Source organism: Rhizomonospora bruguierae (assembly GCF_018397995.1).
GTDB lineage: Bacteria > Actinomycetota > Actinomycetes > Mycobacteriales > Micromonosporaceae > Rhizomonospora > Rhizomonospora bruguierae.
This window is the reverse complement of the sequence record NZ_BBQH01000062.1, coordinates 1-12,863: the sequence shown is the minus strand read 5'-3', so window position 1 is coordinate 12,863 and position 12,863 is coordinate 1. Positions and strand designations below refer to the sequence as shown.

Sequence of the window (12,863 nt, the reverse complement as noted above, 5' to 3'; positions counted from 1 at the left end):
GAAGTTCCCGGACGCTCACTAAGTCGTGGGCGGGAAGCTCCAGTTGACCGCCCGGGGCCGGTCGGCACTCGGGAAACCGGCCGCGGAGGTCATCAGGGGCCTGTGGCGTTCCTGGATCACAAAGGCGGTGATCGACGAGCTGAGCCGGGTCGAGCACATCAAGGGTCAACGCGCCACCGACGTGCTGGCCTCGGCGAAGACCCGCCGGCAGCGGGTGTCGGCGGCGTTGGCCACCTGCCGCCACGGTGTCTGGGTCGAGGTGAATTCTGTTCGTCGCTATGCGTGATGCGGGCCTGTCGCCGACGGTCGCGCGTAGCGACCGGGCGCTGTGGAAGTTGTACCTTGTCGATGCTCAGTACGGCAGCCTCGGCTACGCCGGGTTCGGTGAACTGGGCCTTGTCGACATCGCCTATGACGAGCCGGCCGGTGCTCGCGACGACGACCACCGCAACTGGGGCGCCGACTATCTCGACTGCCTGAGCCGCTACGACGGGCTTCGGGCGCTGCGACTGACCGGCCTTGGCGCGTACGTTCTCGACCTGGCCGTAGCGTACCGGCCGCCGGCGGACGCGGCACCGATCCGTACTTTGAAGATCTTGCCCCAACCTCGACGTGGTCGCCGTTGGCGAGCCGAGCTCGGCCGACCGCCTGGTCCTTGACGCCTACGCGAAACGGACCGCCGAGCGGGTTTGGACGCTCAGCCTGGACACGCTGCTCGCCGCCGTGGCGGCCGGTCGCCCCGTCGACCAGCTCCGGGACTTCCTTGGTGGTCGAATGGCGCAGCCGGAGCTGCCCGCCACCCTGCTGGTGTTGCTCGACGACGTGACGGCTCGTGCCGGGCAACTTCGTGATCTGGGTCAGGTGCGCCTCATCGAATGTGGCCGATCAGGTATTGGCCGCACTGATCCGCCACGACCGTCGGCTCGGCCCGCTCTGCACGCCGATCGGTGAACGGCATCTCGCCGTCACTGCGGGACACGAACCTGCCTTCCGTCGGGCGCTGCACGCGCTGGGCTACGCCTTGCCCGTGTGACAAGCCGGAGCTGATGGGGCTGCCACTACCGATGCGGCGGTTTCGATACCCGGTCGTTTGCCCCGACCTACTGCTCGTCGTCGAGTCATGGGGCTGCCCGTCGGTCCGGTTGGTAGCGTCTGTGACTCGGTGTCGTCGAGTCGGGCAGAGGCCAGCCAATGGGAAAGAACAGCCGTGAACGGCACAAGGCCAAGCGGAAGGCCGCAGAGGCGGCTCAGCGTCGGAGGGCGGCGGGGACGCCCGGCCTCGATGACCCGATGGGCCTCTTCGGTGTGCCGGATGTCCCGTCCCAACATCAGGTCGCGGAACAGATCATCGAACAGGCGATCCACACCCAGCACCACGAAGAGACAGCCGAACTCGACCGCTGCCTCGCACTGCTGACCGCCGGCCCCGGCGGTGCTACCGGAATCCAAATCGTCAACCGGGCCTTGTTGGCCTTCCTGATCCGCGAGGTCGAGCACGCGTGGCGGCGCGGCTGGCAGCCGGCCGAGCTGGTACGGGTGGCCCGCCGGGAGTACACCCCGCGAAATGGCCGGCTCATGGTCGACGCCATCGCGGCGCAGATGCGTAGCTATGCCAAGGCGACCGTCGATCGGCGGTGGCAGTCGCAGTTGGCTGCCCTCGACGCGCGGGTGTGGTGGGAGCACGACGACCACTATGTGACTGTCTGGGGCGAACGACAGGGCCTCGATCGCGTCGGGGTGATCACCACCATGATCGAGACGCTTCATCTTCTCGCGACGCTTCCGCCGATCGAGCCGGTCGGCCCGATGCCGGGCACCGCCACGTCCGCCGCGGTGACACCGCCTGCCGACGTCGATCAGCGGATGCTGGATCGGGTCAGGGCATTGCTGGCAAAGGCGGAGTCTACTGACTTCCCGGAGGAGGCCGACGCGTTCACGGCGAAGGCACAGGAGCTGATGGCCCGTCATCGCATCGATCACGCCCTGCTCGTTGCCAGGACGGGCGAACGCGACCAGCCGGTGACCCGCCGGGTGAGCATCGACAATCCGTATGAGGCGCCGAAGACGTTGCTGCTGCAGGTCGTTGCAGAGGCCAACAGCTGTCGGGCGGTGTGGATGAAGCGGTTCGGCTTCACCACTATCGTCGGCTTCCCAGCCGATCTGGAGTCGACCGAACTGCTGTTCACCTCGCTGCTCGTGCAGGCGACGAAGGCGATGACGCAGGCCAAGCCGAGAACTGACAAGTACGGGCGCAACACAACCCGCTCGTTCCGGCAGTCATTTTTGACCGCGTACGCGTCGCGGATCGGTGAACGGCTCAGCGCCGCCACCGAGGGGGTCGACCGGGAGATGACCGCGTCGACGGACGCCGCCCAACTGCTGCCCGTGCTCGCTGCGCGTGACGACGCGGTGCGCGATGCCTTCGAGATGCAGTTTCCCCGGCTGACACAGCACACGGCGGCCATCAACAACCGGGAGGGCTGGGCGTCGGGCCGGGCCGCGGCCGACCGGGCCTCCTTGCATGGGCGGCAGGCGGTCCCACACGCTTGATTGGCTGCGGCGTCGAAGGCACGCATCGTGTCGTCGTCCTGCAACGCCATCCGGTTCTCGGTGGACGCGGTGGCGTCCCACAGCTGTGGTGACAGCGAGGAGCCGGTCGGCGAGGCCAGCCTGGTCGCACTGCACGGCTTGGTCGAGGGCGGTGGACTCCACACACAGCAGGTTCAGCTGCGGGCCTTGACTGGCTACCCGGCGCCGGTACCGGATTTCGCAGCGACTTGCGGGGTGTCCTTGAGCCCGCACAGGACGGCGGCGACCTGGGCGACGGCGGCGTGCGCGGCGTCGAAGAGGGCCAGTTTGCGCGGGAAGTTGTGGACGAGGCCCTGGTAGCGGGTGGAGACGACCGGGACGCCGGCGGACATCAGGCGGGCGGCGTAGCGCTCGCCCTCGTCGCGGAGCACGTCGAGTTCGGCGGTGATGACGATGGCGGGTGGGAGGCCGGTCGGGTCGGCGGCGGAGGGGTTGAGGTCGGGGTGGTCGCGGTCGGCGGGGGCGGGCGCGTACGCGTCCCAGAAGAAGCGCATCTCGTCCCGGTGCAGGCCGTACCCGTCGAGGTCGGGGTACGCCATCGCCGGGTCGGTGACCGGACAGATGAGGACCTGGGCGGCGAGCGGGGTGCCGGCGTCGCGGGCGCGCCGGGCGGCGACGGCGGCGATCTGGCCGCCCGCGGAGTCGCCGCCGATCGCGATGGGTGCCGGGGCGAAGCCGGGGCCGCCGACGCGGAGCCAGCCGAGGGCCCGCTCAACGTCCTCAATGGCCGCCGGGTGCGGGTGTTCGGGGGCGCGGCGGTAGTCCACGGCGAGGACGGCCCAGCCGGAGGCGGCGGCGAGGTGGCGGCAGAAGGCGTCGTGGGTGTCGAGGTCGCCCATCACCCAGCCGCCGCCGTGTGCCCAGACGAGCACCGGAACGCCGTCTGCGCCCGCGTACAGCCGGACCGGCACCCCGTCGGCGGTCAGGTCGGTGACCGGCCCGACGTCGGGGCCGCGGCCGGTCTCCGCCAGGGTGGCGTCGCGCATGCTCTGCCGTACGGCGGGCAGGTTCTCGAGGGTGAGCGGGGCGCGGGGCTGTACGCCGAGCGCGGCCCTCGCCTGGGGGTGAAGACGGTCCGGTTGCATCGGGACAGCCTATTCAGCCACCGCGGAAGTGCCACTAGCGTCAGGACCTATGACGGATCTGCTGCCGGCGCTGCCGGAGGACTGGGAGCGGTGCCTGGCCGTGGCGGCGCACCCGGACGACATCGAGTACGGCGCGGCGTCGGCGGTGGCCCGCTGGACCGCCCAGGGCAAGCGAGTCACGTACCTGCTGGCGACCCGGGGTGAGGCCGGCATCGACGGCATGCACCCGGACGAGGCCGGCCCGCTGCGGGAGGCGGAGGAGCGGGGCGGCGCCGCCGAGGTGGGGGTGGATGTGGTGGAGTTCCTCGACCACCGCGACGGGGTGGTCGAGGGCGGGTTGGCGCTGCGGCGGGACATCACGCGGGCGATCCGCCGGCACCGGCCGGAGGTCGTCGTGTCGGGCGCATTCACGGTCCGGATGGTCGGCGGCATCACGAACCAGGCGGACCACCGGGTCGTCGGGCTGGCGGCGCTGGACGCCGCCCGGGACGCGGGCAACCGGTGGGTCTTCCCCGAGCTTGCCGACGAGGGGCTGGAGCCGTGGGGCGGTGTGCGGTATGTGTGCTTCGCCGGCGCGGAGCGGCCCACGCATGGCGTGGACATTACCGGCGAGCCGCTGCTGCGGGGCATCGCCTCGTTGAACGCGCACGCGGAGTACATGCGGGGGCTCGGCGAGGAGAGCCCCGACGCGGCGCCGTTCCTCACCTGGGCGGCCCGAGCGGCCGGGGCTGCGCTAGGCGTCGACGCGGCGGTCCTGTTCGACGTGCACGTGCTGGCGATGGAGGGTCGGCCGCCCTGGGTTTCGTGACTCGGCGGGTCCTGACGCGGCGTCTTCCGCGGCCCGGGCGCGGCGCAGCACCCGGCGGCGGTAGAGCGGGTAGCCGACCGCGGTGAGCAGTTGCAGCGCGGGTGCGGGCACACCGAGCAGGAACCGGCCGAGCGCGAAGTCGGCGACCGGCACCGCCACCGCGGCCGCGAACAGCCACCAGGGCGTGGCGGGCAGCCGTCGGGGCGAGGCGCGCCAGGGTGTGCGCGGCCGCGGTTTGGTCACCGATATTAGGCAGTGATGCTACCGGTAGAGAGACTATGCATCTGCCCAAAAGGTAGGACTGTTTGATGCGGTGCTGGTACGGGCACTGTCACCGTCCGGGCACCAAACCGATCCGACGGACCGACTGTACCGGGCTAGCTACCAGTTGTAAGGTGCCCGCTAAGCCTTGAGACAGGCGAATACAAGAAGATCCCCCGGGGGGGCCACCCCGGGGGATCTTCCGTGGCTGCGGTACCCGGACGGTTCGCTAGATCTCGAACCGGCCAGCCTTGACATCGGTCAGGAACGCCGCGAAGGCGCTCCGGCTCACGACGTGTGCGCCCGCCTCCGGGGACTTGCTGTCCCGCACGGCCGTCACGCCCTCCAGGTTGGCCGCGACCTCCACGCAGCCGGTGTTGGCACCGTTGCTGCGGGTGGCCTTGCGCCACTTCGCTTGAGACAGGTCGGTCATGGTTCACTCCATGGTTGTCACCAGGTGTTTGAGGTACTCGGTCGTCGCGTCGGCGTCCAGTGCCGCCTCGCGGATCCGCTCGAACGTCGTCACATAGGCGTCCACCTGCCTCCGGTCGGTCACTTCCGCGATCGCGACGTCGTTCTCCAGGAACACCTGGCACGGTTCGTCGCCGGCGAAGTCGAAGACGCTGATCAGGCTGCTCATGCCCGGATGCGGGCCGTCGGCGAAGCGCAGCAGGCGCAGCTCGACGCCCGGGCGCCGGGCCACGTCCACCAGGTACTCCACCTGCTCACGGCGCTCGGCGCGCACGCCCCAGCGGTACAGCAGGGCCGCCTCGGTGATCACCGCGACCAGTTCCGGCGCGGTGCCGTCCTCCCGGTTGAGGATCTCCTGGCGGCGCAGCCGCGCCTCCCGGGCCCGGCGCCGCCACGGCGTGGGCTGGCTGCCGACCCGCATCTGCGCCTCGATGTACGCGGGCGTCTGGAGCAGGCCGGGCAGGATCAGCGGCATGTAGAGGCGGATCCGGCGGGCGTCCGCCTCGAAGCCGGGGTACTCGCTGTCGGCGAACACGTCGCCGTACTCCCGCCACCAGGCGCGCTCACGGGCCACCACCGCCAGGTCGGCGAGTTCCGCGCGGTCCGCGTCGGACGCGTCGTAGAGGCGCAACAGGTCGCGGATGTCGCTCATCTCGGGGCGCTTCCACACGTTCGCCTCGAAGCGGCCGACCTTGCCCCGCCCCCAGCTCAGCTTGTCGCAGACCTGGTTGGCCGTGTAGCCATTGGCGACGCGCAGTTCGCCGAGGCGACGCGCGAGCCGACGCTTGGCAACTGTGGCGCCGTAGCCGTTGCGCACGCGGGCCCTCCTCCTCGACGGGGGGACGCGATCAGCATACCCGCACCAAATTGTGATTCACATGAATTGCGCGACCGCGCTGGCGATCACCCGGCCGCGTCGTCGAACTCGCCCTTGCGTGCGCCGTCCACAAAGCACTCCCACTCGTGCCGGTCGTAGACCAGTATCCGGCCGGACGGGTCGCCGGCGACACGCATCAGCACCCAGCGCTCGCCCAGCGCGTCAGCGAACGCCACCTCGATCGCGCCCGCCCCGGCGCCGTCCCCGGCGCACCGCCACGCCTGGGCGTCCGGAGCCAGACCGAGCGCCTCCACTGTGGGCTTACGCGCCACGCTCACAGAGCCACCCTTTCGTTCGCGACTGCGGTGCTTCCTCCGCGGCCACCAGCAACCACGCTCCGGGCGCTCCTCACGCTCACAGAGCCACCCTTTCGTTCGCGACTGCGGTGCTTCCTCCGCAGCCGCCAGCAACCACGCTCCGGGCGCTCCTCACGCTCACAGAGCCACCCTTTCGTTCGCGACTGCGGTGCTTCCTCCGCAGCCGCCAGCAACCACGCTCCGGGCGCTCCTCACGCTCACAGAGCCACCCTTTCGTTCGCGACTGCGGTGCTTCCTCCGCAGCCGCCAGCAACCACGCTCCGGGCGCTCCTCACGCTCACAGAGCCACCCTTTCGTTCGCGACTGCGGTGCTTCCTCCGCAGCCGCCAGCCGACGCGCTTCTCACGCTCATCGGGGCCCCTCCTCGGGCTTGCGGGCCACGCCGGCGTACATCCAGCGGGACGCGTCGTCGTCCGCCGCCGCCGGGTCCTCGGCGCCCCAGACGCCCACATAGGTCACGGCCGGCTCCGCGCCGGGGTAGGGCGGTACCACCTCGAGGCCGGCGAAGAACCGCTCCACCTGTTCCCGGCTGCGGGCGACCACCGGGGTCGGTGTCGCCTCATACACCTTCCGGGCCCCGGACACGATGCGGGGCGCCTGCCGGTCGCCGGTCGGGGCGGACAGGGCCAGAAAGGACCCGGGCGCCAGTGCCGCCATGTACCGGCGGACCAGCCCCCACGGATCGTCGTCGTCCGGGACGAACTGGAGGACGGAGACCAGCAGCAGACCGACCGGCCGGTCCAGGTCGATCAGGCCGCGGGTCCGCGGGTGGTCCAGCACGGCCGCGGGGTCGCACAGATCCGCGCCGACCACCGCGGCGCCGTCCACATCGGTCAGCAGCCGCTCGCCCCGCTCGACGACCCGGGGGTCGTTGTCCACATAGACCACGCGGCAGCCGGGGCCGGCCACCTCGTGCGTGTGCCGCTGCGTCGGCAGCCCGGCGCCGAGATCCAGGAACTGCCGGATGCCCCACTCGCCGGCCATCCGGCGCACCGCCCGCTGCTGGAAGCCCCGGTTGGCCCAGGCCACGCTCGCGGCCTCCGGCATCACCTGGCGAATACGCTCCGCAGCCGCCCGGTCCGCCGGGCTGTTCGCCCCGCCGCCCAGCAAATAGTCGTACATCCCCGCCGCGAACGGCCGGTCCGACGCCCCCGCGTCGCTCATCATCGGCTCCCAGACGTACGTGACCCTCCGTGAGGTTCGTTGGAGGCAGTTTGGGTACTGCGCGGGCGAAACGCAAACTTCTTACCCAGAGCAGTCAGTCCAGAGCAGACAGCACGGAAAGGAAGGCGACGCGAGGGATTGCGCGCCGCCAGAGCAGTTCCTAATCTGTGCTTCACAGATATGGAGTCGCAAAGGCGCGGTTGAATTTTCTTGGACGCGAGGTCTCCCCAGAAGGGACGTCCCGATGCCCGTTCCCACCGTCCACCCCGATCAGCGCGACCCGGCCCTCGTGGCGCCCACGGACAGCTACTCCCCGCGGGAGCGCGTCTGGGTCTTCCGGCACGGCCGCTGGCGCCCGGGGCTGGTGGAGGTCAGCTCACCCCGCGCCGCCACGGTCACGTACCAGCCGGCGGGCGCGCGGGGCACCGGAGTGGACACCGTGACCGCGCTGTACGTGCTGCCCCGCGCGGATCCGGAGCCGACGTTCGACCCGATCGCGCACCCTGATCCGGCGGCTGGCGGGCTCCTCAGGTCGACAGTTCGCGTTCCAGGGGCGTGCGGAATCGGGGCGTGATGACCGCCCCGGCCAGCCATTCGGTGCGGCGCCCGGCCGCCTCGTCGAGCGCTGCGCGGGTCCGCGCCGACACCTGCTCCAGCAGGCGGTACACGACCCGCCCGTCCGGGCGCTGACCCCAGCCGCCGACGACCCGCCCGTCGCACCAGACGGTCGGTCCGGCGTTGCCGGTGCGGTCGAACAGCGCCGGCCCGTGCGGGCCGAGGAACCACTCCCGGGCCGCCCAGCCCATCACGGTCGGGTCCAGCGCCGGCAGCAGCGCCACCCACGGCTCCGGCTCCGGTACCGGCTCCGCGTCTTCCGCGAGCAGCACGCCGGGCTGCCCGTCCAGGTCCACCGCCACGGTCTCGAGGCCGGCGAGGGCCGCCCGGGTGGCCGTCATCGTCCAGCTGGTCCACCACTTGAGGTCCGCGACGGTGGCCGGCCCGTACGCGGCGAGCCACCGGCGGGCCAGGTCGGTGCGGGCCGCGGCGGCGGCCGGTGCCGGCAGTTCGGGCGGCAGCCACCGCTCGGCCGGCGACCAGTGGTACCGGGTGGAGATCCACGTCCCGCCCGGGCGGCCGCGGACGATGCGCCCGCGGGCCGACAGGCCGAACAGCACCCGGCCGGTGACGTTCGTGACCGCCTGGTAGCTCTTGCCCTCCGCCATCACCAGTTGGCTGCGCAGCCGCGGCTCGTCCTCGGCGAGTTGGGCGGCGGTCGCCGTGCCGCGCTTGACCAGCGCGGCCACGGTCGCCTCCTCGACCTCGGCCAGCCATGCCTCGTCGCCGACCCCGCAGCGCGCCAGGTCCTGAAGCAGCCGGCGCCGTTCCACCGCGGCGATCGCGTCCGTGCAGGCCGCCTGCACCACCGGCGCCAACTCGACCGGGACCACGAACATGGTGCGGCGCATGCCGAGCATCCGGATCAGCATGCGGCGCTCGTACAGCGCCTCCTCGACGGCGGCGACCGGCGGCTCGCGCAGGCGGGCGGCGGCCGAGAGGAACACCGTCGCGGGGTCGGTGGCGTGCAGGGCCACCAGCGCCCGGGCGACCGCCACCGGCTCGGGGGCGTGGGCGCCCGGCGCCAGCCGGTGCCGGACGGCCAGGCGGGCTCGCCGCTCGGCCACCGTCACCCTGCGCACCACCCGGACAGTCTGCCACCCGGGTCCGGCGGGTTCCGGTGTCAGCGTCACGGCCCATGATTCTTGCCTCGCAGCAAGCATTCCGCCGAGGGGGCCCCGCCCGCACCGGGTAACCCGTCCGGGCCGGCGCTCTGGCGATTTTCCGCATCCAACGCCGGAACGGACACTCGGGCACGTTTAGCTTCCGCCGCCACCGGTACTCGCCGGTATGCGCGCGCTCCCGACCGCGTTCGCGCGGGCGCTGTCCCGCCCGGACCGCATCGACGCCATCGCCCGGGACCTCCACCGCCGGGTGGACGGCCGGTACCCGCCGCCGAGCGGGGTCGATCGGACGCTCACCGCGCCGCGCGCCGGCACGGTCCTGCGGCTGGACGCGGACGGGCTGGTCGACGCCGCCACGCGCGCGGACTGCATGCTCGAACTGGTCCCCGCGATCGGTGAGCCGGTCGGGCGGGGCGCGCCGCTGCTGCGCGTGCACGGCTGCCCCGAGCGGCTGCCCGGGCGGCACCTGCCGCTGCTGGTCGAGATCGGGCCGGCGGCCGCCGACCCCGCGCCGGCCTTCGCCCGGCTGGCCGGGATCGCCGAGGACGCGGTGCGGGACCGGGACCTGGGCAGCGCCGAGCGCGCGGTCGACCGCCTGCACGAGGCGCTGCGCCGGCTCGCCGCGCGGCCGATGCCGGCCGGCCGGCACTACGACGCGGAGGGCGGGCTGCGGCTGATCCTGCGGGGCCCGACCTGGGACGGGTACCTGCGGCTGGCACTCGACCCGGTGATCGCGGCGGGCGCCGCGACGCCCCGGGTGGCCCACCGGCTGCGGGCGGCGCTGACCGACCTGATGGCCGCCGCGCCGTCCGACCGGCGGCCGCCGCTGCGCCGCCGTCTCGACGCGCTGGGCGGCCGCCCGGCCTACCGGATCCCCACCGAGATCGCCGCCGCCCTCGTCACCGGCGCGTAGCGGCTACTTCCAGGTGTCGTACCGGTAGAGGTCGTACCTGGCCATCAGCGCCTTGCACTTGACGTCGTACTGCGGGTCGGTGGCGTAGCCGGCCTTCCAGATCGCCACCAGGAACCGGTCGGCGTCCTTCGTGTACGCGAACGCCCCGGCGTACCGCTTGTTGGTGCGCAGGAAGTACCCGTGGTCCCGGTACGAGTCGGCCATCGACGCGTACACCCGGAAGCTGGCCTCGGTGGTGAAGCACTTGCCGGCCTGGTCGCATTCGGTGGTCCGGTAGGTGTGGCAGCCCTTGGCGATGCCGCCGGGCGTGCCGAAGCACTTGATGCCGAAGTAGTTCCGGTCGTAGTAGGCGAGGGCGCTGCGCCCCCAGCCCGACTCGAGGATCGCCTGCGCGATCGTCACCGACGCGGGCACCCCGTACTCGCGCCAGCCGCGCTGGGCGCCGGCCACCGAGGCGGCGATGAACTGCTCGTTGGTCATCGTGGTGGTGGGCACCGGCGCGCTGGCGGCGCACCACGGCAGGCCGGTCGCCCGGACGTAGGCGTGGGAGATGTAGCGGCCGTCGGCCAGCCTGTCCCACTGGGTCGTGGCGCCCAGCGGCCCGTAGATGTACTGCCCGCTCGCCGCGCAGGCCAGGGTGAGCCGGCTGCCCGCCGCCGCCTGGCCCTTGATCGCCGCCGACGTGGACGGCGCCGCCCGCAGGTTCACCGGGCCCGAGCCGGCGACCGTGCCGGTGACCGTCGTCGGCGCCGGCGCCGTGGCGCACTTGGCGCTTTTCTCGCCGCCCACCACGTACGCGTGGGAGATGTACCGGCCGCTGGTCAGCCTGTCCCACTGGTTGGTGCGCCGGACGCTGCCCTCGATGGTCGGCCCGGTGGTCCAGCAGGCGATGGCGACCTTCGCCCGGTTCTTCAGCGTCCCGGTGACCGCGGACGCGGTGGTCGGCTTGCTGCGCACGTTGAGCCCGCCGCTGCCGACCTTCACGGTGGCGCTCACCGTGGCCGCCTCCGCCGCCAGGGGCACGGCCACGACGCCGCCCAGCGCGAACGCGAGTACCAACGTGCCCTGCCGCAACCGGCGTACGACGCCTCGCATGTTGAAGCCCCCAGGATCGGTGAGGCTTCAACGTCACGAGCGACGGTGGCGTGTCCTGGATCATCTCGGTTGCGGGCGGGTTGCTAGTGGCCGCCGCCCCGCCGGTGCTGCACCGCCCACAGCGCGGCCTCGGTGCGGGAGGACGTGCCGGTCTTGCGGAGCAGGTTGGACACGTGCACGCCGACCGTGCGGACCGAGATGCCCAGCGACCGGGCCACCTGTTTGTTGGACATGCCGGCCGTCAGGCAGTCCAGCACCTCCGCCTCGCGGGCGGTCAGGTCGGCGGCGGCGGTCAGCGAGCCGAGCAGGGCGGCGGCGCGATCGGCGAGCGGACCGGGCCAGCCCGCCAGCAGGGCGACGGCGCGCTCGGCGTGGGGGCGCGCCTCGGCCGCGCGGCCCAGCCCGAGCAGGCAGCGCGCGACCGTGAGGTGGGTGTCCGCGTCCAGCCAGGCGGCCACGGGGGCGCCGGTCAGCCCGGCCACCCCGGCCTCGACCGCGGCCTCCGGCTCGCCCTCGGCGGCGAGCAGCGCGCACCGCACCTGCGCGAGGCTCCGCTCCTCAGGGGACACGTCGGGGAGGCGTTCCGCGAGTACGGCGCGAACCGCCGCCGGCTCGGTACCCGCCGCGAGGGCCCAGCGGGCCGCCTCCAGCAGCCTGGCCGGCCGGCGCCGGTCGTACGCGACGGGCACCCGGGCCAGGTACACGGTCAGCGGCGCGCCCAGCGCCACCCGCAACAGCGCGGCGGCGGCCCACGCCGACGGCCGCTCCGACCGCTCCGCGGCCGCGTCCGCGCCGGCGGCGCCGTCCCCGGCGGCGGCCTCGTCCCCACCCGCGAGTGCCAGCAGCCCGGCGGCCGCGCAGAGGCGGGCACGCAGGTCCGGCTCGGCCTCCAGGGGTAGCCGGGCGGCGGCCAGTTCCCCGGCCCGCGTCGCGTCGCCGAGCCGCACCGCCAGGCGCATGCCCGCCAGGATGCAGCGCCCGGTGTCCCGCTCCAGCGCGTGCCGGGTGGTCGCGGCCACCGCCTCGTCGAACGCGAGCCAGGCCGGCGCCCGGTCCAGCAGCGGCAGGTACCGGTCCAGCAGGCAGCCCACCGCACGGGACAGCGTCGCCAGGTCGCGGCGCTCCGCGGCGGACCGTCGGGCGGCACGCAACAGGGCCAGGCCCGGTTCCACCGCGCCTTCGGCGGCGTACGCGGCGGCCAGGGTGACCGCGGCGGCGGCGTCCGTGGCCGGGTCCGCGGCGGCGGCGACCAGTTCCCGGGCGTGCCGGGCGGACTCCCCCGCCTCGACCACCCGGCCCTCGTCCAGGTGCGCCTCCGCCTCCGCCGCCCGCAACCGCGCCCACTCGGCCGCGTTCGCCGCCGCCCCGGCGGCCTCCAGTTCCCCTCGCGCGGCCGACAGCGCGGCGAGGCGCTCGGCGTGCCGGCCCAGTCGGCCGTGCGCGGTGGCGAGTTCGCGGTGCGCGGTGGCGCGCTCCAGCGGCGCGTCCGCCGGGGCCAGCGCCAGCCGGCGGGCGGCGTAGCGGGCCGCGTCGGCGTCCCGGCC

General features: G+C 73.2%; 16 protein-coding genes. 7 read left to right on the top strand and 9 right to left on the bottom strand.

Annotated elements, in window-relative coordinates:
- The first annotated feature begins 25 nt into the window (after nt 1-25).
- The 4 genes from KJS59_RS25045 (at nt 26) to KJS59_RS25030 (ending at nt 2,550) form a co-directional block, all read left to right on the top strand.
- Nucleotides 26-286: a hypothetical protein gene (locus tag KJS59_RS25045; RefSeq protein WP_213455423.1), complete on the top strand. Its 261-nt coding sequence runs from the start codon at nt 26-28 to the stop codon at nt 284-286.
- Complete coding sequence (locus tag KJS59_RS25040) at nt 279-659, top strand: hypothetical protein (RefSeq protein WP_213455422.1); 381 nt, start codon at nt 279-281, stop codon at nt 657-659. The genes KJS59_RS25045 and KJS59_RS25040 overlap by 8 nt, the downstream gene beginning before the upstream one ends.
- 173 nt (nt 660-832) lie before the next feature.
- The gene (locus KJS59_RS25035) at nt 833-1,033 is read left to right on the top strand and encodes a hypothetical protein (protein ID WP_213455421.1); all 201 of its coding nucleotides are present in this window, start codon (nt 833-835) and stop codon (nt 1,031-1,033) included.
- A 158-nt stretch (nt 1,034-1,191) separates the two neighbouring features.
- On the top strand, nt 1,192-2,550 hold the full coding sequence (locus KJS59_RS25030) for a DUF2786 domain-containing protein (RefSeq protein WP_213455420.1): 1,359 nt from the start codon (nt 1,192-1,194) through the stop codon (nt 2,548-2,550).
- A gap of 194 nt (nt 2,551-2,744) precedes the next feature.
- Here the strand turns inward: KJS59_RS25030 and KJS59_RS25025 are convergent, their stop codons facing one another.
- Nucleotides 2,745-3,674 (bottom strand): alpha/beta hydrolase, encoded by a 930-nt coding sequence (locus KJS59_RS25025; RefSeq protein ID WP_213455419.1) that lies wholly within the window; start codon nt 3,672-3,674, stop codon nt 2,745-2,747.
- A 49-nt stretch (nt 3,675-3,723) separates the two neighbouring features.
- Here KJS59_RS25025 and KJS59_RS25020 point away from each other — a divergent pair, with 49 nt between their 5' ends.
- Complete coding sequence (locus KJS59_RS25020) at nt 3,724-4,482, top strand: PIG-L deacetylase family protein (RefSeq protein ID WP_213455418.1); 759 nt, start codon at nt 3,724-3,726, stop codon at nt 4,480-4,482.
- On the opposite strand, the gene KJS59_RS25015 is transcribed toward KJS59_RS25020, so the two are convergent.
- The 5 genes from KJS59_RS25015 to KJS59_RS24995 form a co-directional block, all read right to left on the bottom strand.
- Nucleotides 4,408-4,725, bottom strand: coding sequence for a hypothetical protein (locus KJS59_RS25015; protein ID WP_213455417.1), 318 nt, complete (start codon nt 4,723-4,725; stop codon nt 4,408-4,410). The two genes, KJS59_RS25020 and KJS59_RS25015, sit on opposite strands and share 75 nt — an antisense overlap.
- Before the next feature lie 247 nt (nt 4,726-4,972).
- A complete protein-coding gene (locus KJS59_RS25010) occupies nt 4,973-5,176 on the bottom strand; it encodes a DUF397 domain-containing protein (protein WP_213455416.1) in 204 nt (67 codons plus the stop codon).
- 3 nt (nt 5,177-5,179) lie between these two features.
- Complete coding sequence (locus KJS59_RS25005) at nt 5,180-6,031, bottom strand: helix-turn-helix domain-containing protein (RefSeq protein ID WP_213455415.1); 852 nt, start codon at nt 6,029-6,031, stop codon at nt 5,180-5,182.
- An 86-nt stretch (nt 6,032-6,117) separates the two neighbouring features.
- Nucleotides 6,118-6,369 (bottom strand): DUF397 domain-containing protein, encoded by a 252-nt coding sequence (locus KJS59_RS25000; RefSeq protein WP_213455414.1) that lies wholly within the window; start codon nt 6,367-6,369, stop codon nt 6,118-6,120.
- Nucleotides 6,370-6,756: 387 nt separating this feature from the next.
- The gene (locus KJS59_RS24995; protein WP_213455413.1) at nt 6,757-7,572 is read right to left on the bottom strand and encodes an SAM-dependent methyltransferase; all 816 of its coding nucleotides are present in this window, start codon (nt 7,570-7,572) and stop codon (nt 6,757-6,759) included.
- 244 nt (nt 7,573-7,816) lie between these two features.
- Between KJS59_RS24995 and KJS59_RS24990 the strand changes: the two genes are divergently transcribed.
- The gene (locus KJS59_RS24990; protein ID WP_213455412.1) at nt 7,817-8,146 is read left to right on the top strand and encodes a hypothetical protein; all 330 of its coding nucleotides are present in this window, start codon (nt 7,817-7,819) and stop codon (nt 8,144-8,146) included.
- On the opposite strand, the gene KJS59_RS24985 is transcribed toward KJS59_RS24990, so the two are convergent.
- On the bottom strand, nt 8,100-9,272 hold the full coding sequence (locus tag KJS59_RS24985) for a winged helix DNA-binding domain-containing protein (protein ID WP_249714847.1): 1,173 nt from the start codon (nt 9,270-9,272) through the stop codon (nt 8,100-8,102). The genes KJS59_RS24990 and KJS59_RS24985 overlap by 47 nt on opposite strands.
- 205 nt (nt 9,273-9,477) lie before the next feature.
- Between KJS59_RS24985 and KJS59_RS24980 the strand changes: the two genes are divergently transcribed.
- On the top strand, nt 9,478-10,224 hold the full coding sequence (locus KJS59_RS24980; protein ID WP_213455411.1) for a DUF2254 family protein: 747 nt from the start codon (nt 9,478-9,480) through the stop codon (nt 10,222-10,224).
- 3 nt (nt 10,225-10,227) lie between these two features.
- Here the strand turns inward: KJS59_RS24980 and gsmA are convergent, their stop codons facing one another.
- Together gsmA and KJS59_RS31445 are read right to left on the bottom strand one after the other, a co-directional pair.
- The gene (gsmA, locus tag KJS59_RS24975) at nt 10,228-11,319 is read right to left on the bottom strand and encodes a sporangiospore maturation cell wall hydrolase GsmA (protein ID WP_213455410.1); all 1,092 of its coding nucleotides are present in this window, start codon (nt 11,317-11,319) and stop codon (nt 10,228-10,230) included.
- Nucleotides 11,320-11,402: 83 nt separating this feature from the next.
- On the bottom strand, nt 11,403-12,863 hold a 1,461-nt coding region (locus KJS59_RS31445), incomplete at its 5' end, for a LuxR C-terminal-related transcriptional regulator (RefSeq protein WP_249714846.1).